Annotated in this window: 20 protein-coding genes and 2 pseudogenes; 15 read left to right on the top strand and 7 right to left on the bottom strand. The window is 36.5% G+C overall.

Annotation, left to right across the window (positions count from 1 at the left end; genetic code table 11):
- Positions 1–55: 55 nt before the first annotated feature.
- Both AC2G3J_RS15495 and AC2G3J_RS15490 read left to right on the top strand, forming a co-directional pair.
- A pseudogene (locus tag AC2G3J_RS15495) lies at positions 56–934 on the top strand (patatin-like phospholipase family protein); the annotation flags it as partial.
- A 258-nt stretch (positions 935–1192) separates the two neighbouring features.
- Entirely contained in the window at positions 1193–1714 is a 522-nt protein-coding gene (locus tag AC2G3J_RS15490; RefSeq protein WP_336952872.1) for an acyl-CoA thioesterase, read from the top strand.
- A gap of 579 nt (positions 1715–2293) precedes the next feature.
- On the opposite strand, the gene AC2G3J_RS15485 is transcribed toward AC2G3J_RS15490, so the two are convergent.
- Together AC2G3J_RS15485 and AC2G3J_RS15480 are read right to left on the bottom strand one after the other, a co-directional pair.
- Complete coding sequence (locus tag AC2G3J_RS15485; protein WP_336952871.1) at positions 2294–2635, bottom strand: hypothetical protein; 342 nt, start codon at positions 2633–2635, stop codon at positions 2294–2296.
- Positions 2636–3083: 448 nt separating this feature from the next.
- A complete protein-coding gene (locus AC2G3J_RS15480) occupies positions 3084–3311 on the bottom strand; it encodes a hypothetical protein (protein ID WP_336952869.1) in 228 nt (75 codons plus the stop codon).
- 446 nt (positions 3312–3757) lie between these two features.
- Between AC2G3J_RS15480 and AC2G3J_RS15475 the strand changes: the two genes are divergently transcribed.
- From AC2G3J_RS15475 to AC2G3J_RS15420, 12 genes are all read left to right on the top strand, one after another.
- Complete coding sequence (locus tag AC2G3J_RS15475; protein ID WP_336952868.1) at positions 3758–4771, top strand: CobW family GTP-binding protein; 1014 nt, start codon at positions 3758–3760, stop codon at positions 4769–4771.
- A 56-nt stretch (positions 4772–4827) separates the two neighbouring features.
- Complete coding sequence (locus tag AC2G3J_RS15470) at positions 4828–5358, top strand: YaeQ family protein (RefSeq protein ID WP_004722682.1); 531 nt, start codon at positions 4828–4830, stop codon at positions 5356–5358.
- 107 nt (positions 5359–5465) lie between these two features.
- Complete coding sequence (locus AC2G3J_RS15465; RefSeq protein WP_483770240.1) at positions 5466–6089, top strand: MgtC/SapB family protein; 624 nt, start codon at positions 5466–5468, stop codon at positions 6087–6089.
- Positions 6090–6188: 99 nt separating this feature from the next.
- Positions 6189–7448 carry a DUF2252 domain-containing protein gene (locus tag AC2G3J_RS15460; protein ID WP_483770239.1) on the top strand — a complete coding sequence of 420 codons (1260 nt, stop codon included), beginning with the start codon at positions 6189–6191 and terminating at the stop codon, positions 7446–7448.
- A 16-nt stretch (positions 7449–7464) separates the two neighbouring features.
- On the top strand, positions 7465–7803 hold the full coding sequence (locus AC2G3J_RS15455; RefSeq protein WP_004722677.1) for an FKBP-type peptidyl-prolyl cis-trans isomerase: 339 nt from the start codon (positions 7465–7467) through the stop codon (positions 7801–7803).
- Between the two features lie 488 nt (positions 7804–8291).
- Positions 8292–10325 carry a poly-beta-1,6-N-acetyl-D-glucosamine N-deacetylase PgaB gene (pgaB, locus tag AC2G3J_RS15450; RefSeq protein WP_419361185.1) on the top strand — a complete coding sequence of 678 codons (2034 nt, stop codon included), beginning with the start codon at positions 8292–8294 and terminating at the stop codon, positions 10323–10325.
- 8 nt (positions 10326–10333) lie between these two features.
- A complete protein-coding gene (gene pgaC, locus AC2G3J_RS15445; protein ID WP_336952860.1) occupies positions 10334–11599 on the top strand; it encodes a poly-beta-1,6-N-acetyl-D-glucosamine synthase in 1266 nt (421 codons plus the stop codon).
- 33 nt (positions 11600–11632) lie between these two features.
- Entirely contained in the window at positions 11633–12046 is a 414-nt protein-coding gene (gene pgaD / locus AC2G3J_RS15440; protein WP_336952859.1) for a poly-beta-1,6-N-acetyl-D-glucosamine biosynthesis protein PgaD, read from the top strand.
- Between the two features lie 58 nt (positions 12047–12104).
- Entirely contained in the window at positions 12105–13232 is a 1128-nt protein-coding gene (locus AC2G3J_RS15435; protein ID WP_483770238.1) for an acyltransferase family protein, read from the top strand.
- A gap of 139 nt (positions 13233–13371) precedes the next feature.
- Positions 13372–14289 (top strand): HARLDQ motif MBL-fold protein, encoded by a 918-nt coding sequence (locus tag AC2G3J_RS15430; RefSeq protein WP_419327587.1) that lies wholly within the window; start codon positions 13372–13374, stop codon positions 14287–14289.
- 172 nt (positions 14290–14461) lie between these two features.
- Positions 14462–14809, top strand: a complete 348-nt coding sequence (locus AC2G3J_RS15425) for a hypothetical protein (RefSeq protein WP_336952853.1) — start codon at positions 14462–14464, stop codon at positions 14807–14809.
- Between the two features lie 411 nt (positions 14810–15220).
- Positions 15221–15805, top strand: a complete 585-nt coding sequence (locus AC2G3J_RS15420; protein ID WP_483770237.1) for a hypothetical protein — start codon at positions 15221–15223, stop codon at positions 15803–15805.
- Here the strand turns inward: AC2G3J_RS15420 and AC2G3J_RS15415 are convergent.
- The 5 genes and pseudogenes from AC2G3J_RS15415 to AC2G3J_RS15395 form a co-directional block, all read right to left on the bottom strand.
- Positions 15799–15909, bottom strand: a pseudogene (locus tag AC2G3J_RS15415) (lysozyme inhibitor LprI family protein); the annotation flags it as partial. The gene AC2G3J_RS15420 and the pseudogene AC2G3J_RS15415 overlap by 7 nt on opposite strands.
- 359 nt (positions 15910–16268) lie before the next feature.
- A complete protein-coding gene (locus AC2G3J_RS15410; protein WP_336952847.1) occupies positions 16269–16829 on the bottom strand; it encodes a TetR/AcrR family transcriptional regulator in 561 nt (186 codons plus the stop codon).
- 29 nt (positions 16830–16858) lie between these two features.
- On the bottom strand, positions 16859–17767 hold the full coding sequence (locus AC2G3J_RS15405; protein ID WP_419361177.1) for an alpha/beta hydrolase family protein: 909 nt from the start codon (positions 17765–17767) through the stop codon (positions 16859–16861).
- 49 nt (positions 17768–17816) lie between these two features.
- Positions 17817–18605, bottom strand: coding sequence for a crotonase/enoyl-CoA hydratase family protein (locus tag AC2G3J_RS15400; RefSeq protein WP_419361175.1), 789 nt, complete (start codon positions 18603–18605; stop codon positions 17817–17819).
- 270 nt (positions 18606–18875) lie between these two features.
- Complete coding sequence (locus tag AC2G3J_RS15395) at positions 18876–20426, bottom strand: hypothetical protein (RefSeq protein WP_483770236.1); 1551 nt, start codon at positions 20424–20426, stop codon at positions 18876–18878.
- A 408-nt stretch (positions 20427–20834) separates the two neighbouring features.
- Between AC2G3J_RS15395 and nfuA the strand changes: the two genes are divergently transcribed.
- Positions 20835–21473, top strand: coding sequence for a Fe-S biogenesis protein NfuA (gene nfuA, locus AC2G3J_RS15390; RefSeq protein WP_004819478.1), 639 nt, complete (start codon positions 20835–20837; stop codon positions 21471–21473).
- The last annotated feature ends 84 nt before the right edge of the window (positions 21474–21557 follow it).

Genomic DNA, 21557 nt, shown 5'->3' with positions numbered 1-21557 from the left:
TGCATGTGCACACTCACCCGAAAAAAAATCGCAAGCTGGTATATTGGCATCACAACAGGTTTTGGAAGCCTCTTCGCGATTGGACTATACTTTTTATCAATACAAACAATTATCAAAGAAAAAACCTGTGATTGCCTTGGTCTTGGGCAGTGGAGGCGCGCGTGGATATGCACACATTGGTGTAATTGAAGTGTTGGAGCAACATGGTATTAAACCTGATTTTATTGTTGGAACAAGTGCGGGAAGTATTGTTGGTTCAATTTATGCCAGTGGAAAATCGCCTGAACAACTACGCCAAATTGCACTCAATATGAAAGTGGGTGATGTACGCGATTTTAAAATTGGCATGAAAGGTTTTTTTGATGGGCAAAAAGTTGAAGATTATGTCAATAAGCAAATCAATCAAATGCCTTTGGAAAAAATGAAAATACCTATGTATGTTGTTGCTACAGAATTACAAAATGGTGAAAAGACGATTTTTAATTATGGTAATACAGGTCAGGCTGTGAGAGCTTCTGTATCTATTCCAAGCATGTTTATTCCTACCAAAATTAAAGGTAAGGAATATGTTGACGGTGGTTTAGTAAGCCCTGTACCTGTGAATATTGCCAAAGAATTAGGTGCAGATATCGTGATTGCGGTGGATATATTGGCACAACCTGTCAATACTGAAACGAGTAATGTCTGGGGGCTATTTAACCAAAATATCAATATCATGCAAAATAGATTAGCGGCTGAAGAATTAAAAAATGCAGATATTGTGATTCAGCCAGATTTGCGTGAAAAAGCACATATTTTTGATGTAAAAGGTCGTCAGGATACTATGCAAGCTGGAATGGATGCAGCTAATCAACGTATGCATGATCTAGACGTGGTTATTGCCAGTAAGAAAAGTATTGAAACTGCCCAACAGCAATTTCAAGTCCAGAACTAAGATCAACAGTTAGAAGTACTTTAAAATCCAACACCAAGTATTCGGATCAGAAAAAACCTAAATATAGAAATATTGTAGCAAACATGTTGAATAAATAGAAAATGATTGATAAACCAATAAGATATACTTCAAATAAATGACAGTGTTCATAATCATAAATTGAGAGAATGGTCAATTGCCGAATTAAACATGTTTTTTAGTTGAAAAGATATATAATAATAGACTTAAATCTCCTGCCAAAATAGAGTCTAGAATACGATGTCTCCATTAGATCAAATGATCCCAGCTACAGATGACCAGTCAGAATTAACCATGTCCGTTTTGATGACCCCAGATATGGCAAACTTTTCAGGTAATGTACACGGTGGAACCATCCTTAAGCTGCTTGATCAGGTCGCTTATGCATGTGCAAGTCGTTATTCAGGTAGTTATGTGGTAACACTTTCAGTCGATAAAGTGAATTTCAAAGAACCAATTCATGTGGGTGAAATGGTCAGCTTTCTTGCCAGTGTAAACCATGTTGGTCGTACTTCAATGGAAATCGGGATTCGTGTTGAAGCACAAAATATTCAAAAACGTACAGTACGTCATACTAACAGTTGCTATTTCACCATGGTGGCTGTAGATGAAAATGGTAAACCACAACAAATTCCAGCTTTAAATCTGGATAATGATTGGAAACGCTGTCGTTTTGAAGCGGCTGAGCAGCGTAAAGTGGCACGTTTACAAGAAAATCATCATCCTTCTTGTAGTATTTATAAAAAAGCTTCAAATAGTTAATTGATTAAGTTTCCCCCCTCGTTGCCAATGAGGGGGCGCTTTAGGTAATCTCAAAATTAAAATGAAATGTAGTCAGCTTGATGCGCTATATTTGCCAGCACTAAGCGATTGACATTTAAACAAATGGTTAACCTGTCAAAAAAATCAAACACAAGAATATAATTTCTTTTAATTAATATTTAAATCAAATCAACTGTATAGCGGAATAAATTGTTTGATTTTAAAAAAGCTTACAATGACCCACACTACATTCAAAGTTTAAATACCTTTGAGTAGGCGATGCCTCACTTATGTAGGAGATGCCAGACCTTGCGCTGCAAATAAAGCATTGCTTTGTTTTTGCTCATGGAAGAGGGCTATACCGCCGAACGGCGACATCCCTGTCGTCCCACGGTAGGATCACCATCTACGATTCAAAAGTAAAAAAACGAATTGATAACCAACAGTTTCAAAATTTCATACAAAAACATAAGCTTCATTTATGATCAATGACTTGATGCAAATCACTTATATGAATAATTAGGTGGCTTTGACAATAAATTCAAACGATAAAAATTTGATAAAAACAGTTCCACACTTTTAATTGACTTTGTTAAGAACACGTCCATCTACCGTCATGCTCCACATCCCATTGGCAGTTTGTTGCGGTGCTTGAGAAACTTTAAACTCAGTTGAAAGTGGTCCAATGCCAGCACTAAAGTTATTGCCTTCAAATTTAGAAATTGGTGCAGATACAGATGAGCTTGAATTAGGTTGTTTATTGCTATATTCAACGCGTCCTTCAGGCGTAATCATCAAATTTACACTGCCATCCTCACTTTGCCATGTGCCTGAGTAGTTTTGTTTGTCTGTCGGTAATGGTTTGCTACATGCAACAAGTAGGGTGCTGATGACGCCTAAACCGATCAGTTTTTTTAACATTTTAAATTCCTCGTAAGTCTGGATATGTCAGGTTTTAATTATAAATTTACAAACTGATTTAAGTGCAAAAGAGTATATATGAATTATTCAAAAATCCTCTCTATACTAGAGTTGAGCAAAATGAAGCGATACAGGCATTGAGTTTTTAAACTTTAGGTTAATATTTTTTGAAATCTTAAAATATGGAATCTATTTATATGAAATAAAAAAATTAATTCTTTTTAGGATCAAAAATTACAAATCAGAAAGAATATAAAGTTATCAAATTTCTTTTCTAATAATAAGAAAGCCAGATTTCGATATGTTGGGTCTAATTGTTTAAAGACAGCAAAGATCAAGTAAAAGACATTAGAAAAATAAAAAGACTAAATCGCAGCATGATCTAGTCTTTTTATTCAGATTGTCTTTTCAGACAACCCAATTGCTAACTCGGGAGGAGAGTTAAATCTTATTGACCTGCTTGAGGAGCAGAAGTCGCTGGAGCTTCAGCAGCGCTTTCAGTCGCAGGTTGAGCTGTAGGTTGACCTGCAGCTTGAGTATCTTCAGTTGCAGCTGGTTGTTCTTGAGTTGATACAACAACTTGTTCAGCTTCAGTTGCAGCTGTATCAGTAGCAGCAAAAGTTGAGAAAGCAGTGAAAGCAAGTGTAGTAGCTAAAAGTGTTTTAACGAGTTTCATTTTGGCATCCTTAATTCATTGAATTGATCGTATAACGACCTGTGAGAGCGTCAGTTGTTAAATGCGTTGCTGATCACAGGGAGTAATGTCATGCTAAGTGCAGATGAAAAAATGGGCAACCTAAGCAACAAAGCGTAACAGGCTGGTTTACATGTTTAAAACAAATCATTGTATTATGTTGTTTTTTTGTGATCTATTGACTTCTACACATAGGTAAAAGTGTATGTAAATATGAAAAGTTGATTAAAAAACACACTGCATTGTTACTTACTCTAAACATTCATTATGCAATCTTTATGAACCTGGTATTGGAGTTTTGGATTGTTTTTGTAAATTTAATTTAAAAAATAGATGTTAAACCTGAAACTATTGGCAATTTTTCAGTAATAATAAGAAGAGTCACAATATCTATCTATTTCTTTCATTTAATATGCTGGGTCGATCCTTTGAAGATTTTAAGCCAAAAAACAGTCAAAACTCATATTATTTCTGGTTTTTTAGGGGCTGGAAAGACCACCTTATTACAGCATTTGCTTCAACAGAAGCCAGAAAATGAAACTTGGGCGGTTCTTATGAATGAGTTTGGACAGATTGGTGTGGATCAGCAATTGTTACCACAAGACTCAGGTTATGAAGTAAAAGAATTACTCGGTGGTTGTTTATGTTGTGCAGGACAATTGCCTATGCAAATTGCCTTGTCTCGATTGATTTATGATAAACAACCCGATCGACTATTTATAGAACCTACAGGCTTAGGTCATCCCGCTCAACTTTTGGCACAATTGACTGAACCGCAATGGCAAGCGCAAATTGATATGCGTGCGTTGGTGACAGTAATCGATGGGAGTCGCTTACATGATTCTGAATGGGTGAATCAAGCGCATTATCAAGATCAGTTAAAAGCTGCACAAATTGTTGTGGTTTCGCATGCAGATAGCATGTCTGCGTCTGATCATGAGGTATTAAACCAGTTTAAAAATGATTACTTTGCTTATATTCAAACTTGGGTATTGGCAGAGCAGGGTAATCTTGATATTCAACAGCTGGATCTATCACATCAAGGGGGGGAGAGAAAAGTTGTACCGCTGATTCAAGTGCAAAAGCAATTTAACCCCGATGAAGTACTGCCTGTGGTTAAACAATTACCTTATCACTATGTTGAAACGGCTAATGGGTATACTGTTGCTGGTTGGAAATTTTCAAAGCGTTGGCAATTCGATTTTTATGACTTGTTAGATGTCTTGTGTGAGCAAAAAGACTGGTTGCGCATCAAAGGGATATTCAATACCAATCAAGGTTGGATGACATTTAATTTTAATCCTGAAAATTTGAATTATAAATCGGGTGAAGAAAGCTTGGATAATCGGATCGAACTCATTAGCCAGCACAATCGTGATTGGGAAAGTTTAGAAACGGCTTTGTTGAATTGTCGAATTGATCAGGCGGAAAAAACGCAGTAATCCTTTTGAAAATCTTATAGACTGTGCGCCATATTTAAGAACTTTTTGGAACTTTCATGGCATTAAAAGCAACAATTTATAAGGCTGATCTGAATATTGCCAATATGGATGTGCATCAATATGGTGATTATCAATTCACGATGGCATTACATCCGTCTGAAACGATTGAACGTTTGATGGTACGTGTATTGGCATATGCTCGCTTTGCAGATGAACGTTTGGAATTTACCAAAGATTTATTTGAAACTGATGAACCTGCTTTATGGGAGAAGGATTTAACCGGACAGTTGATTAAATGGATTGAAGTTGGTTTGCCTGACGAAGACAAAGTTAAAAAAGCGGCAGCGCGTTGTAAAGAAGTGGCTGTGATCGCCTATGGTTCAGCCGTTGCAGAATGGTATAAAAGAAGTTCTAAACTCAAAACATTGTCAAATGTTCAGGTATGGCAATTGTCTGAGGCGACGACAACAGCAATTCAAGCTTTATGTCAACGCACCATGCAATTGCAATTAAATGTTATGGATGGTGAGTGGACCTTGATTGGTGATGATGCTCAAGCTGTGATTGAATGGACACAGTTACAGTAAGCATTGTTGTTCAATAAAAATTGACAAGAAAAGCAAGCGAATCGCTTGCTTTTTTTTACTCAAATTTCGTATACCTAGAGTGATAAAAATAGCTATGTAGAAAATCAATGAATAATGACATCTACCACTTACTTATGGCTTTGGCGATTGGTGCAATTATTGGAGCAGAGCGTGAGTATCGCAGTAAGTCGGCAGGATTGCGAACTATGATTATGGTGAGTTTAGCATCCTGTTTATTCACCATACTTTCAATTAAAATTGGAGTGCAAAATCCTGATCGTTTGGCTGCAAATATTCTGACTGGCTTGGGCTTTTTAGGTGCGGGGGTTATTTTTAAAGATGATAATAGAATTTCTGGGATTACTACAGCAACAACGATTTGGATGGTGGCAGCTTTAGGTATGGCCGCAGGTGCTGGTTATGAATATTTAGCATGTGTTGGTACAGTACTGGTATTGGTTGTTCTCGTATTTCTTGTCTATTTTCAAGAGAGAATTGAAGCCATTCACCAATCGCGTAGCTATAGAATTTTATGTGATTATCAACAAGAAACTTTAGATAAATATGAGGAATTATTTAAACAATACCATATGAAAATTTTACGCGGCGTGCAAAATAAAACTGAAAAACAGATTGTTGGGCGCTGGGTGTTAATAGGATCTGCTCAAAATCACAAAAAACTCACAAACTATTTGCTTTTAGATCAAGAGATTAAAGAGTTAAGCTTTTAAAACAAGAAAAAGTGTGCTTGATTTATTCAATTTTTTATTCATCAAATTTTCAGCTTAGCGATTTAATCTAACGAAATGTATAAGTATTGGAGTAAACCGATGCGAGATCCTTATGAGCGAGTTATTCATTTTAATCAGTCGCGAGATGAGAAATTTCTAGCAATTAAATATAAATTAATGGCGAGCAGTGCTTTCCGCTTTTTTCGTGGTTCATGTCATTTATATTATGAAGATTTAGCAAGCCAACAAACATGGAAAGATCAAACCATCACTTGGATCTGTGGTGATTTACATATCGAGAATTTTGGTAGTTATCGTAGTCGACATCAAGTGGTTTATTTTGATTTAAATGATTTTGACGAGGCAATTTTGGCCTATCCAACGTGGGATGTGTCCCGTTTTATTTGCAGTATATTTCTGGCTGGCAAAGAGCTGAATATCGGAGACGATGATTTAAAATCTATCGCGGAACAACTGGTAGATGAGTATTTAAATGCAATTCGAATAGGGAAAGCTTATGCAGTAGAAAAAGAAACCGTCGATGGTATTTTAAAGAAATATATTACAACAGTTTCTGAGCGTGATCCTGTGGCATTTATTGAATCGCGTTGTTCTTTAGATAAAACAAGTGAGCGGCGTTATTTGGTGATTGATCAGAAAAAATATTTTAAAATAGAGTCCAAAAGCTTATATACAGCACTGATAAAAACATTTTCTGAGGATTTAAAAACACTCAAGGCGAAAAATCAATCAAATTTTCAAGTATTAGATGTCGCATTCCGTATTGCGGGGACAGGAAGTATTGGCTTAAATCGCTATGTATTCTTAGTCTATGATAGTGAAAATAAAACCCATACTTTATTCGATATGAAACAGGCTCAAGCTTCCTCTTTGAGCTTGTCTCCATTTCTAAAAATACAACAACCAAAATGGGATGATCATGCGCAACGCATTCAATTCATTCAAACACTCATGCAGTATCAAATACCGGCTCAGTTATCACGGCTAGACTTTCAAGGACAAGCGTATATTGTCAAAGCATTACAACCTGAACAAGATAAAATTGATTTTAAACAATGTGTAGATAAACCTAAAAAATTTACCGATGCCTGTTATAACATGGCTCGATTAATTGCTTATGCTCAATTACGTTCAACAGGGCGTAAAGGTTCTTCAACAGCAGATGAATTAATCAATTTTGCAGAACAAGCAGAACTTTGGAAAACGCAGTTGTTGAAATACACGTATAATTACGCCCAACAAGTTGAGCAAGATTATCAAAGTTTTTGTAAAAGCTATGCTGAATATCGTAATGAACAAAAGACAGTGATGAGTAAAGCTTTGCATAAACCCGAATGATGAATAGGAATAATGTATGTCAAATGAATTAGAAATTATTGACTTAAAAGTTGGTGAAGGTAAAGAAGCAGTAAAAGGTGCTTTGATTACAACCCATTATACTGGCTGGTTGGAAGACGGAACCAAATTCGATTCTTCAATTGATCGCGGCAATTACTTTGAAACAGTGATTGGAACAGGGCGTGTAATCAAGGGCTGGGATCAAGGTATTATGGGAATGAAAGTGGGCGGTAAACGTAAATTGATCGTTCCTGCACACTTGGCTTATGGAGAGCGTAAAATGGGCAAAATTATTCCAGCAAATTCTAATCTGATTTTTGAAATTGAACTGTTTGATGTCAAAACGCGTGATTAAATCTGCTAAATGTCTGGATTGACTCAGCCATCACTCTTCAAACATAAAAATAGAGGTCAATTGATCTCTATTTTTTATGTTTAATGCAGCATCTATTGACTACACGATGTTGTACTAACAATGTTGAGAGGGGCTTTTTGACTTCTGTATATTTTACTCAGATAAAATATAACCCGAATTCGACTTTATAAGTTTATTATTTATCTAATAGTGTGATTTTAAACACAATAGTTTTATTTTTTTGTTTATTATTTGCTCAATGCTTAACAATCATCTACAATACTTTTGTCTTAAAAGTGTTTAAATATCACAAATAAATAATTCTGCTCAGAGTTATTTTTTAAGGTTCGTTTCAGTTTTATTCTTTTAAATCATCGTTGTAAAACCTCTGGCTTAATTCGTCTTGAAAAAGGATTTTAGTATTTCATTATTGATGTACTACGGACGGATTCAGATTTAAAAACAATGATGATCGAGTATTTAAATATATGCTAAGCCGTTACTTTTCTCCTTCAGCGATGATATGCGTAACACTATTGTTTTCGTCCTTTTATAATAGTGCAATGGCAGAAGTAGACCAAGTTGCTACTGAAACTCCAATAGAGCACGAATTACCTAAAATTGATTTAAATACGCTGACTATTATTGGTTATCATGAAATTACGCCGAACCATGATGCAGTGATTCCAGATTATGCTGTCACCACGAAACAGTTTGAGCTACATTTAGATTGGCTGCAAAAAAATGGCTATAATTTTGTCAATGTCGACCAAATTATTAAAGCCAATGAAGGTAAATATAAACTACCCACCAAACCTGTATTGTTGACTGTAGATGATGGTTATCAATCTTTTTATCAATATGCATATCCTGTCATTAAACAACGTAAAATTCCTGTTGTACTCGCTGTCGTTGGCTCATGGTTAGAACCTAAAGCCAATGAAATGGTTCAATTTGGTGATGAAAAATTAGCACGTAAAAAACTTTTGACTTGGGATGAACTTAAAACCATGCAAAAAAGTGGCTATGTAGAAATTGGTAGCCACAGTTATAATTTACATCGTGGTATTTTAGGCAATCCTCAGGGCAATTCTGAGCCTGCCGCCGTCACACGCGAATACGATCCAAAAAGTAAAACCTATGAATCTGATAAAGTCTATGCAGATCGTATTTTTAGTGATTTGAAAAAAAATAATAAATTATTGCAATCACATGGTTTAAAAGCACCACGTGTGATGGTGTGGCCATATGGTCGTTATAATATGGAAGCGGTTGCTTTGGCTAAAAAGGTGGGTATGCCCATCACCATTAGCTTAGATGATGGTCCAGACCATATTGAGAAATCGTTAGGCCATTTGAACCGCATTCTTGTCGAAGGCAATATGACTACGGATTCTCTAGCACAAGAAATCCAAAGTCGTCAGATGAATTTTACTGACAATAACCGTCCACAAAAAGTCATGCATGTGGATTTAGACTATATCTATGATCCAGATGAAGCGCAGCAAGAGAAAAACTTAGGACATCTGTTAGACCGTATTCGTGAAATGAATGTCACTACGGTATTCTTACAGGCATTCGCTGATCCAGATGCGAATGGGTCAGCTGATATGGTGTATTTCCCAAATCGTTATCTACCAATGCGTGCAGATTTGTTTAACCGTGTTGCATGGCAGATTCAAACTCGGACCCATGTGAGTCGTTTATATGCGTGGATGCCTTTATTGGCTTGGGACTTACCAACTTCAAATCCTGCGTCTAAAGATGTGGTGGTGACTCAGCAAGCCAAAGACAGTGATCATTTAAATATGGGATATCATCGTTTAAGTCCATATTCACCAGAAGCACGTAAAGTAATTGAAGGTTTATATCAGGATTTAGCAAAATCGACGACGTTTGATGGCATCTTGTTCCATGATGATGCAACACTTTCAGATTATGAAGATGCTAGTCCAGAAGCGATTAAAGCTTATCAAAAAATTGGTTTACCAGCGGATTTAGAAGAAATTCGTAATGATGATGCAAAATTGCAAAAATGGACTGATTTTAAAACCAAGACCATTGATAACTTTGCAATGGATTTAGCGCAAAAGGCGCGTTATTACCAACCATTCTTACTGACTGCACGTAACTTATATGCCCAAGTTGCACTTTCAGCATATTCGGAAAACTGGTATGCCCAGTCTTTAGAGCAATCGATTAAAAATTATGACTTTACTGCAATTATGGCAATGCCGTATATGGAACAGGCACCAGATGCAACTAAGTTTTATAAAGATTTAGTACAAAACGTGAAGAAACAACCAAATGGGATTAAAAAGACGATTTTTGAATTACAAGCAGTGAACTGGCGTAATAATCAAAAGATTCCAACATCAGAAATTGCTCAAACGATCCAGTCTTTATACCAACAAGGTGTGATGCATGTGGGGTACTACCCCGACGATCCAATTGAAGATCACCCAAATACTGCTGAAATGCGTAAAGTATTTGATTCTAAACCACAACGATTGGTTCCTTAAGGTCTGATATGAGCGCATTTCAACACCTGTGGCAATCAGTATTAAACTTTATCTTCTATTATCCATTATTTATGTCGTATTTATGGATGATAGGTGCTTTAATTTTCTATTGGAAAGAACGTAAAGAGCCCCCATATACTCAACCGCCAACATTGGAAGAATATCCTTTAGTTGCTGTGCTTGTGCCATGTTTCAATGAGCAAGATAATGCGGATGAGACCATTAGTCATGCATTAAAGTTGAATTATCCAAACTTTGAAGTCATTGCGATTAATGATGGGAGTTCTGACAATACCGCAGAAATCTTAAATGAGTTGGCTTTGAAGTATGACAAGCTGCGCGTCGTACACTTGGCTGAAAATCAGGGTAAAGCCATGGCTTTACAAGCAGGTAGTCTGCTTACCGATGCTGAATTTTTAATTGGTATTGATGGCGATGCGTTACTTGATCCATATGCTGCACAGTGGATGATTCGTCATTTTCTCAATAATCCTACAGTTGCAGCTGTGACAGGAAATCCACGTATTCGTACCCGTTCTACTTTACTTGGACGGATTCAAGTTGGTGAATTTTCATCAATTGTTGGTATGATTAAACGCGCACAACGTACTTTCGGGCGTTTATTTACAGTTTCTGGTGTAATTACTGCTTTTCGTAAAAGTGCTGTACATGAGGTAGGCTATTGGTCACCGAACATGTTAACAGAAGATATTGATATTACATGGAAATTACATCGTGCGGGTTGGGATGTAAAGTTTGAACCCAATGCCTTGGTGTGGATTTTAATGCCAGAAACCTTTGATGGTCTATGGAAGCAGCGCTTACGTTGGGCCATGGGTGGCGCTCAAGTTTTAATTAAGAATTTTGATGTATTATTTAAACCGAAACTTAATTTTCTATGGCCTTTGATTATTGAGCTGATCCTCACCTTAGTTTGGTCATATTTAATGCTGATTATGGTGATTTTCTGGATTTTGCATTTGGTGTTACCTTATGCGGGATTCCCTGCAATGAGTTCTCCATTATTACCTATGGGAACAGGTATTTTACTCGGTACAACTTGTTTACTGCAGTTCGCAATCAGTAAGTGGATGGATAGTCGTTACGAATCGAGTTTAGTGAAAAACTATTATTGGATGATTTGGTATCCCTTTGTATTTTGGTTGATTACAGTAACGGCAAGTATTGTTGCATTTCCAAAAGTTCTTTTACGTGGAGAAAGTAAAAGAGCACGTTGGGTCAGTCCCGATCGTGGTATGCGACATGATGACTAAGATGTTAGTCAAAATAAGTTTTGAGATACGAATATGAAAACAAATTCTTTGATTATTGATTTACGTAAGCAGTTACCGTGGCATCGTCGTTATTTCTCCACGACAATGACGGCAATGCTATGGGCATTTTGGTTGTTGCTTTGGAGACCTATTGTTATCTTGGTGGGATATCTTTCACTTGAGAAACCACAACTAGTACATTACTTTTTTAATGCTTTTGCAAAAGCATTAGAAAGCGGATTGTTTGCGTTGATTGCTTGTGCAATTTCTTTGTGGCTATGGAGTAACTTTGTTCCAGCAAAGACCAAAAAAGAAGCAGAAGCTAAATCTACACAAGAATATGCTGATCATTTCAATTTGGATATGGATGATCTTTTACATTCTCGTCAGCAAAAAATCGCTACAGTTCATCATGATGCTGATGGTCGAATCACATATATTGACTAATGGTTTAGTCGGCAAAAGTCCCACAGGTTGGGGCTTTTGTTTTCAAAGGGAAACTTAGATGTCCGCAAAAATAAACTCGGCAGAAAGTATTCGAGGTTTAGCTTGTTTAGCTGTCGTATTTTCTCATCTTGCAATGAGTTTTTTTCCATATTTACATCATTTTGATCCCAATGAGAAAACAGACTTGGCTTGGGTGTATGCCATACATCATTTGCCTTTTGGTTTTCTCTACTCAGGTGATGCGGCTGTTTTTGTATTCTTTGTCTTAAGTGGCTTTGTACTCAGTTATGCGATCTTAAAAAGCCCTCAAAAATTTCATGCAAAAATTAACAATATGATGATTAAACGCTATCCACGTTTAATGATCCCAGCGCTGACTTCATGCGTCATCATTTGGTTGGTCTTTAAAGTCATTCATATTGATAGTAGTCATGTGGGTGCTTGGTTACATGCATTTACGATACAAGATTTTAGTTTTAAACATGCATTATATGAAGGAACTATAGGTGCATTTTTATTCTCGGAAAGTGATATAAACTGGGTGTTATGGACGATGACGATTGAGCTTATGGGCTCATTTGCATTATTTTTTCTACTCTATTTGTATCATTATAAACATAGTGCCTTTTGGCTAGGTTCACTTTTAATCCCTTGTTTTGCATTTCTTTGGCGTGGGCAAGGTTTCAGCTTTGGGATTTCCAGCTTTATTATTGGTATCTATATCTATCTGTATGCCAAACCACTTTCGAATGTTGTAGCCATTCCTATGTTATTGATTGGCCTATATTTAGCGGGTGCACATAATACCAGCGCAGCCTATAGCTGGGTGCATCATATTTTAGGGGAGAATACTTATGATTATAGTAATTTCATTGCTGGGATTTTAATTGTTTACAGTGTTTTGATGAGTCCATTATTGTCTAAAGGCTTAGACCACCCGATTTTAGTCTGGTTAGGAAAGTTATCTTTTTCCATTTATCTATTACATCTAATGATGTTGTATTTAATCTGTATTCCGCTATTTAACTTATTTTTAAGTTGGCATTGGAGTTATTCTTTCGCTGTAATCTGCTCAGGATTAACTGCGATTGCAGTCACTTTGATTGCTGCAAATTTTTATAGTGATTATATCGATCAGTTCGCTATTAAGGTCAGTAATAAAATTGCCGACAAGGTTTTAAATTAGTACTTCAAGACTCGGATACAATTTGCAAATATTGTTTACAATTTAAGATGTATTGAGTTGTTTTTTAGACATTAAAAAATTGATAAATATCGTGATTTAATCAAGTATGGGCGACTCATTTTTAGCATGGATCGCTTATATGCATCTGTTCAAATCCATTGTTATTTCATTGATTGCAATGAGTCTTCAATTTGCTCAAGCAGCACCATTAAATGCTCAGCAAGCACTGACCGATGCACCGCCAATGAGTTTATTTGAATCGTGGAATACACCCATTGTGCCCTTTAAAATTTTTAATCATGTCTATTATGTTGGTACTGAAAATTTATCTTCAGTACTGTTTGATACGGGTGATGGTTTGGTTTTAATTGATAGTGGGATTGATCAATCGGCAGTGCAGATTAAAGCCAATATTGAAAAATTAGGTTTTAAAATTACAGATGTAAAATATCTACTCAATAGTCATGCCCGTTTAGATCAAGCTGGTGGTTTTGCTAAGTTAAAACAATGGAGTGGTGCTCAATTGGTCGCAAGTGCTGCAAATGCCGAAATGCTAGAAAATGGGGGCGTGACTGATTTTGCTCTAGGTAAGCAATTGCCTTTTCCTTCTGTAGCTGTAGATATCATCATTAAAGATGGGCAACAATTAAAGCTCGGTCGTCAAATCTTTACAGCACATGCGACGCCCGGCCATTTACCAGGCGCAACCTCTTGGACGACAGATATCCGTTACTACTTTAAAAACTATAAAGTCATCTATGCCGACAGTTTATTTACTGGCGGTTATTATTTGGTAAACAATATCAACTATCCAAATCTAGTTTCAGACATACGACATACATTTAAAACTTTGGATGCAATCCATGCAGATATTTTCCTTGCCAATAAAGCTGATCGTTTCTATATGAAGCAGAAATTAGCCAAATTGAATGTGGGTAATAAAAAAGCATTTATTGATCAGACGGGTTTACAAAATTATGTAGCAAAGGGGAGAGTTGAATTTGAACAAGAATTACAACAGCAACAACGCTTAGCGCAGTTTAAAACATTGCAATAATTAATTTAAAATAAAACATGCTTTATGTATTATATGGCGTGTTTTATTTTAAATATTGCTATAATTCAGGTAAAACTGATCATTTATTTTGAATGATATATAACAGATAACGGCTTATACTAAAATATTGAAAATACAATATTTCAAACAGTTATTATTCATTTGTAGTGTCGTGCTCACTTCATCTATATATGCACAAGAATTTCAACAACTCAATACTCAAACGAAGCTTGCAAAACAATGCCATAAAGATGACGAAGACATATTTTCACCTCAAAACTATCAATTGGGCTCGATAAAAGTCGTATTAAAAACTTATTCCTGTATTGGTAAAAAGCAAGTTCGAGAGCAATATTTTTCAGCGTATGGGATACAGCTGGGTGCTAAAAAATCATTATATTTAGTCGATCAACTGGCGGATGCAAGTGGTTATGTTAGTGTTAAATTAGAGCAAGTAGATGCAGATACCATTGTGTTTGACAGTATGTATGAACGTGGCGGCGATTTAGTGATTATGTAGATGCAAGATTTAAAAAATATCTATCATGTGAAAGTTCATTATATGGCTTCAGATGAAGGCGCGGTAAAGTTGTATAGTAAAAATAATCAGATTTTATTCAAAAAATTGATTTAAAAGCGCTTAAAGATGATCAGCCGATATATGAAAATATAGGAAAACCCATAATATTCAAAAAGGTGCCAGGCAAAGGGATCGTATTTGCTTCAGGTGATCTAAAAGCATTACAAAATTAAAATAAGAGATCTAGTTTATCGATATAGAGAAAACAATTGTTACGTTTAAGCTGGGTATCTCTAGTGAGATAGTTATACAATTTATAGGGTAAACTATTAAAAAAACAATCAAAATACTCAGCTTTAAACTTAGCTCATGAGTCTGAACTGGGGCGTATTATATGCTTGAGATTACGCTATGTTGAAATTTATCCTAGTCGTGTTATTTTTGATCACGTTATATGTGTTATGGCGATGGGTTGCTAAACAAAAAATTAATGCAGCTTTTGAAGAACAACGACAAGCGTTATCTGAATTGGTTCAGAATCCTCAAGAAGAGCATGATCTACCCGAAAAAACCAAACTGATTAAACAGATGATTGCAGAAGAGCGACAAAAGGCGGGTTTAACCCAAGTAAAAGAGGCATTAAGCGCTACAGTTCAAGTAGAGCAGCAGAGTTTAGTCGAAGACCAATATGCACTCGCCAAGCAGATCACTGATGAAGACCAACGTTTATTTGATTCAGCTGCGCAACTTTTTTTTGAACAAGCTTTACAGACCAAAGACTTTTCTCAAGCAGGGCATATTCAACATGATGTACTCAGTAAAATGCCTATGAATACACAAAGTCAGATTGGTTCTTTTGATTTTGGTGAATGGTCTATTTTTTGGAGCTATCATGAACAATCACTTGAATACTATGTCGGACGTTATGGGGTATTCTATGCGCATGTTGATTATCAAGGTATAGAACATAAAGCCGAATTTAAAGATCGTTATTGATTTTCTCTTAGGCTGCTTAACTCTTTTAGTCGAAATATTGTGGAATTGATTTCACAATCTAAATGTGCAAATCCTGAAGCTAACCCCAAAGCGCCATAAGTAAGACTTCCCGTAAGTTCATTACATTGAGCATCACGATAATTAAGCCAAGCCTTTTGTGTTTTTTGCCGCTACGTCGTTACGAACTATTCATTTAGAATGACTAAATTTCATATTTCGTGCCTAGTATCGCCTAAAAAACACTCGTAGTCGCAAACGTAGACGAATTGTCAACAGACCCTATCATTTTCGCTTTATCTGTTTTTAATTGCTGTTGCATACATTGATAAGCTTGTTGTTGATCTTGTTGATTACATTGCGCATGAGCTGTATTGAATAGGCTTATAAAAAGCAAAGCTAAAAAACTATATTTGATCTTTTTTATCATTTAATTTTCACCAAGAAGTTGCAAATCAGTCGAGTATTATATAGAGAGTAGTTGAGAAATTCGTTGCTTCACTTGATTTAAATAGAACAGGTCATCGTTCAGTCGATACATTAAAATAGCACCCTCATAATCGGCCACGCTTATTTTTGCCAAAATTTGTGCATCGGTTTGATTCATTTTTTGTTGAAATAATTGATACAAGGCATTTTGCCAATCTTGGAAAATTTCACGGATTTTTTCCAAGACTTCTAAAGAAATATGGCTGGCCTCTAAGGACAGCATCCCAACTAAACAGCCTTTTATTTCATAACTAAAAAAATGAACAGCTTTATCATGGATGATTTGAAATTGTTGATTTGCATCCACTACAGCAAAATCTTCGAGTTTAAACAACGATTGATTTAAATAAAGATGAGTGTGCGCTAAGATCTGCATCAATAAGGCTTGTTTGTTGGGATAATAATAATAAAACGATGCTTTACTGAGTCCACATGCTTTTGCCAACATCTCCATACTTGTCCCTGCATAACCATGTGCTTTAAATTGCAAAGCACAGGTATTTAACATGTGTTCAGGTGTAAGTTTTTGTGGGCGCATAGATGACCTTGCTGCTTATGGGCTTAAAATTAATTGTGGATGAATGTCTCAAAAATATTTAACATTTTATCCCAAATTGGCTCTGAACCTTGACGAAAATATCCCATATGTCCAATCTGTTTTAAACCAAACTCATCAGCTGATATGTTGATATAGTGCATGGGCGCATTTTTATAATGTTGCATAAAAGCATAACGAGAATTTGGCAATGCCCAATCATCATCTAAAGCAGCTACTGCATAAATTGGCGTTTTAATTTGGGCATATTGCTCATGCAAATTTTTTTGCTCAGGATCTGCAAAAAAATAAGTGGGATTTTTACACCATCTACGCCATTGTTGATAGACCCCTTTAGGTAAATCTGCACCCATATTGAGTTTACTCCAAGGCAAGTAACCTGTAATCGCCACCATAGGTGGAAAGATAATATTCCAAACTACCTGAACTTTAATTTTTTCTTTCAATGGCATATAGCCATGCCAGCCAGCACCTGTGCCAAAACAATACATTGCGCTTACTTTGGTATGATTCGGTGTTAGCCCTAAAGCTTGTCCACCGTAAGAATGTCCAACTAAAAATAGGGGCATGTCTTGTTTAAAACTGTAGTCAATTGCACCTGCTAAATCTAATTTTCCCCAATCGAGGTATGACATTTTAAAACCTTTTAATTGCCGTGGAGCAGAGTTGGCCACCCCACGATAATCAAAAGTGAGTACCTGATAGCCCAATTGTGCAGCATATTCAGAGAAGCGGCGATAAAATGCTTGAGGGACTCCTGTTGCACTGGAAACAACAATTTTTGCTTTGATTGTATTGACTGGCGTGTAAAGTATGCCAGCCAATATATAACCATCCAGTGCCTTAAAACTAATGGCCTGACTGGTAAAACTATTGCCATTCAAGTGTTGGACCTCAGTTGAGTACTTTAAATTTTGCATGATTGTTCCCACAGTTATTAGATTATCGCCGTATATCGCTATGATTGGTTTACTTACCTTTAAACTGTGGTGCTCGACGTTCAATCATTGCTCTTACACCTTCTTGCGCATCCTCAGAGGCAAGTAAAGGGCTAAGTAGATTTTGTAGGTTTGCAAATGCGACTTCAGGACTTTGTAAAAAGGCTTGATGAGCCGAATGCAGTGCCGCTTTGACGGCAAGTGGTGCAGCATTGGCAATACGTTCAGCCAATTCTATGGCACGCGTTAACTGTTGGTTATCCTCAACAACTTCAGTCACTAAATTCATTTCATAGGCTGTTTGTGCATAAAATAAATCACCAGTTAACACATATTTCATAGCTTTTACCCAGCCAGCAGCTTGGATGAAACGTACCGTTGCACCACCAAAAGGTAAAATACCGCGCTGTACCTCAATTTGGGTAAATTGAGTATTTTTGTTGGCAATAACAATGTCAGAATTCAACATTAATTCTATACCAGCGGTATAACAATAACCCTGTACCGCGGTTACCAATGGCTTTGTTCTTTGACGCCCAACAGTTCCCCAAGGGTTCACAATATCATTGCTAAAATTAAAAACACCATCGGCTAATTTTGGTTGTAACTCAACCAAGTCCAATCCTGCAGTAAAATGATCCCCATGGGCAAAGACCACCGCACAGCGTAGTTCTGGATTATTTTCATATTCAGTTAAAGCCAGTGATAGGTCGTGAATCATATGACTATCAAAAGCATTGCGTTTATCTGCACGGTCTAGGCCAACTAAAAAAATATGACCACGGATTTCACGACTGACTTTTCCTTGTAGATTTGACATTTGTTATTCTCTCATTGGTTGTTTTATAAGTTTTTAAACGATCGTTAGAAAACTGTCAATGATTTTAGAGTGACTAAACCGTTTACATCGGTATAGCCTATTTAAGGCGTTGAAGGATCGCTGCATTGTGTATGTTATTTGGCGCTTTGGGGGGAGTACCTATAGTTTTTATAAGAAATTTAACTAGACATAAAAATCTGCTCATAAGCTTAAATGCCTAGCTAAATTTATCACTAGGCATTTAATTTAAAGAGATTTAAACCTGAAGGATTACTTTTTAAACTTGGTTAAAAGCTTTTGGATCGGCAATTTATCACTTGCATACCCATAAATTGCAGCAAAAGGTAAGGCTGTGCGAGCAAGATAGGCGACACGCCATAAACCACCATGATTGGCACCCTCCATCATCAATTCTAATGGATGTCCCATCTTAGTTTCTGGATTTGCAACAGACTTCGGATTTCTTAAGTCATGGATCCAAAGCGCTGCCATAATTGAATTGGTTGTTTCAGGGCGGAATGCTTCTACATCAAACAAACTTGCACCGTTAAACGCTGCTTTAAGCAAAGGATTCTTGGTGACCGAATGTGTCGTCGTGGATGGTGCAATATTGATACTGACATGTTGCCCTTGATGTCGTGCTAAAGTTGCACGCCACTGTTGAATGCGTTTTGCCAAGGCATAATTAGGGCCTTGTTCAACCACAAGACAATCAGCAATCCCATAGAATTTACCATTGTCAGAGGCAATCAGTTGTTGATCATTGTGCTTAAAGAATTGTTTTAAGGAGAGAATTGCAATCCCTTTGCTGAATACGGTTTCAAATTTTGATCTATGTTTGAACTTTTTGTTTGAACCTTCAATCACTTCTTCAGGTACTGCATAAACATCTGTAGGCGTACACATATACATCAATGATGAATCATTCTTGTGTTCACTGACATGGCTCATAATCGTGTCCATTGCCATCGATACACGGACATGTTTTTCACCATCTAAATAAGCAATTGAGGCCAAATCTAATTTGTGTGGATTATCACAAAGCCATTGTGTAATTTCTGGAATTTGGGTTAGTAAATTTGCCCCAAGTTTACTTTTTAATTCTTCAATATCATGGGTGTTGGCGATTTTTTGAAAACTTGGTGCGTGCAGTGTAGCATTGCCATTTTCAATGATTTTAAGAATTCTTTCCCAAACGCGTTCATTGGGCAGATCAACGGCAACAATATTGGCTTTCCATTTCGATAACCATGTTAATGGGCCTGCCTCTGAGGCTGCGCCAAATAAAACTAAGGTACGATCCGATAAATCAAACCATTCGGGATGAGCAATCACTTCTCTCAGTGCTTCTGCATGACTGGCTTCAATAATGCCAGTTTCTTGCCACTTTTGAATTTGCTGATATAGCGCTTCGCCTTGCAGTTTTTGCCCATGATAGGGCACAAACCATTCAACTTCAGCATCTGAATGACCTTTAAAACTAACGCTTTGAATCTTATCTAATACTGGAACTGTACCAATATCTTTTAAAGAATAGCGTTGTCCATCTCTAAAGAAATCAAAGCTATGTTGGGCTTTGTGCAAGCCTTGTTTGGCAATAGTGATGGCGTTATGACTTGAACGAATGCCATGTTCGACCAATGCCTTAAAATAAACTGGATAATTTTTACGCCAGTTTTTTTCATCTAAAGCTTGCTGTGCGCTGAGATGATCAACCAAGGAAAGTGCTTCTGCAATGATTTCTTTACCGACTTGCGAGCTGCTACTTTTTTGAGTCTTTGGATGAACTGGAAACTGTAAACCATCAATTGAACTGGACATGCAAAATATCTCGTTTTATTTCATCATTAATATACAGATGTATACATTATCCATGCCATATTCAATATTTGGGTGGCATTTTCTGACAAAATTTAGATAAATTGGTCGTATAAATTAAATAAATCAGTGCTGAAAACATCTAAAATTAAGCTTATTATTTCATTTATAAAAAGTTTCATTGGTGTAATTTTGTGCGTTTTAAAACGCAATTTATTGATAAGCTAAAATGTAGTAAATATCAATTTGTGTATGATTTATATTCATTTATTACACACATATTTTATTTTAAAATTTGCATAGATTATATTTTTTACATCTTTTTAAGTTAATTCCGACAATTTTAGTTGATTTTCACTCATTCAGCCTCATCTTCAGTTAAAATACCGACTTCAGCTTGAGGATAGAGTTATGTCGACTGAGAACACCAATACTGCGGTTGCAGAAGAAATTCCAAATTTATTGATTACTCCCAATGCGCAAGAGTATTTAAAAGATCTTTTGGAGAAGCAAAATACTCCAGGAATTGGCGTTCGTGTATTTGTTGAAAATCCAGGTACTCCACGTGCTGAATGTTGTATGGCATATAGTGCACCTGATGAAATTGCTCCAACAGATTACAAACAAGATTATCCTGATTTCCCTGCATTTATTGATACACCGTCGATTCCATATCTGAAAGATGCTGTAATTGATTACAACAAAGACCGTTTTGGTGGGCAGCTTACTTTCCGTGCACCTAACTCGAAAGTACCACGTGTTGGTCCAGATGCGTCTATGGAAGAACGAATTACTTATATTCTTCAGGCAGAGATCAATCCTGGATTGGCAGGGCATGGCGGAAACTGCGCACTGGTAGAAGTGGTTGAAGATGAAGAACATGGTTTAACTGCGGTATTAAAATTCGGTGGTGGCTGTCAAGGCTGTTCTGCGATCGATGTAACGTTAAAACAAGGTGTAGAAACTACGCTTAAAGAGCATATTCCTGAACTAGGTCGTGTGGTCGATCAGACTGATCACAGTCAAGCAGAAGGTGCTTATTTCAAATAGTCTGTATATCAATGTAGATATTTTACTGTTGTTCAAAACCTCCGGATTTCGGAGGTTTTTTTATGGTTGTCACATAGCTAAATT

This window comes from Acinetobacter legionensis (genome assembly GCF_057165765.1).
Note: the sequence above shows the minus strand (reverse complement) of the source record. Positions and strands in the feature narration are given on the sequence as shown.

Bases quoted from the DNA above. Each gene is read 5' to 3' on its own strand.
- AC2G3J_RS15490 (WP_336952872.1), top strand. From the start codon at position 1,193: ATGTCTCCATTAGATCAAATGATCCCAGCTACAGATGACCAGTCAGAA.
- AC2G3J_RS15485 (WP_336952871.1), bottom strand. From the start codon at position 2,635: ATGTTAAAAAAACTGATCGGTTTAGGCGTCATCAGCACCCTACTTGTT.
- AC2G3J_RS15480 (WP_336952869.1), bottom strand. From the start codon at position 3,311: ATGAAACTCGTTAAAACACTTTTAGCTACTACACTTGCTTTCACTGCT.
- AC2G3J_RS15470 (WP_004722682.1), top strand. From the start codon at position 4,828: ATGGCATTAAAAGCAACAATTTATAAGGCTGATCTGAATATTGCCAAT.
- AC2G3J_RS15465 (WP_483770240.1), top strand. From the start codon at position 5,466: ATGAATAATGACATCTACCACTTACTTATGGCTTTGGCGATTGGTGCA.
- AC2G3J_RS15460 (WP_483770239.1), top strand. From the start codon at position 6,189: ATGCGAGATCCTTATGAGCGAGTTATTCATTTTAATCAGTCGCGAGAT.
- AC2G3J_RS15455 (WP_004722677.1), top strand. From the start codon at position 7,465: ATGTCAAATGAATTAGAAATTATTGACTTAAAAGTTGGTGAAGGTAAA.
- pgaB (WP_419361185.1), top strand. From the start codon at position 8,292: ATGCTAAGCCGTTACTTTTCTCCTTCAGCGATGATATGCGTAACACTA.
- pgaC (WP_336952860.1), top strand. From the start codon at position 10,334: ATGAGCGCATTTCAACACCTGTGGCAATCAGTATTAAACTTTATCTTC.
- pgaD (WP_336952859.1), top strand. From the start codon at position 11,633: ATGAAAACAAATTCTTTGATTATTGATTTACGTAAGCAGTTACCGTGG.
- AC2G3J_RS15435 (WP_483770238.1), top strand. From the start codon at position 12,105: ATGTCCGCAAAAATAAACTCGGCAGAAAGTATTCGAGGTTTAGCTTGT.
- AC2G3J_RS15430 (WP_419327587.1), top strand. From the start codon at position 13,372: ATGCATCTGTTCAAATCCATTGTTATTTCATTGATTGCAATGAGTCTT.
- AC2G3J_RS15420 (WP_483770237.1), top strand. From the start codon at position 15,221: ATGTTGAAATTTATCCTAGTCGTGTTATTTTTGATCACGTTATATGTG.
- AC2G3J_RS15410 (WP_336952847.1), bottom strand. From the start codon at position 16,829: ATGCGCCCACAAAAACTTACACCTGAACACATGTTAAATACCTGTGCT.
- AC2G3J_RS15405 (WP_419361177.1), bottom strand. From the start codon at position 17,767: ATGCAAAATTTAAAGTACTCAACTGAGGTCCAACACTTGAATGGCAAT.
- AC2G3J_RS15400 (WP_419361175.1), bottom strand. From the start codon at position 18,605: ATGTCAAATCTACAAGGAAAAGTCAGTCGTGAAATCCGTGGTCATATT.
- AC2G3J_RS15395 (WP_483770236.1), bottom strand. From the start codon at position 20,426: ATGTCCAGTTCAATTGATGGTTTACAGTTTCCAGTTCATCCAAAGACT.
- nfuA (WP_004819478.1), top strand. From the start codon at position 20,835: ATGTCGACTGAGAACACCAATACTGCGGTTGCAGAAGAAATTCCAAAT.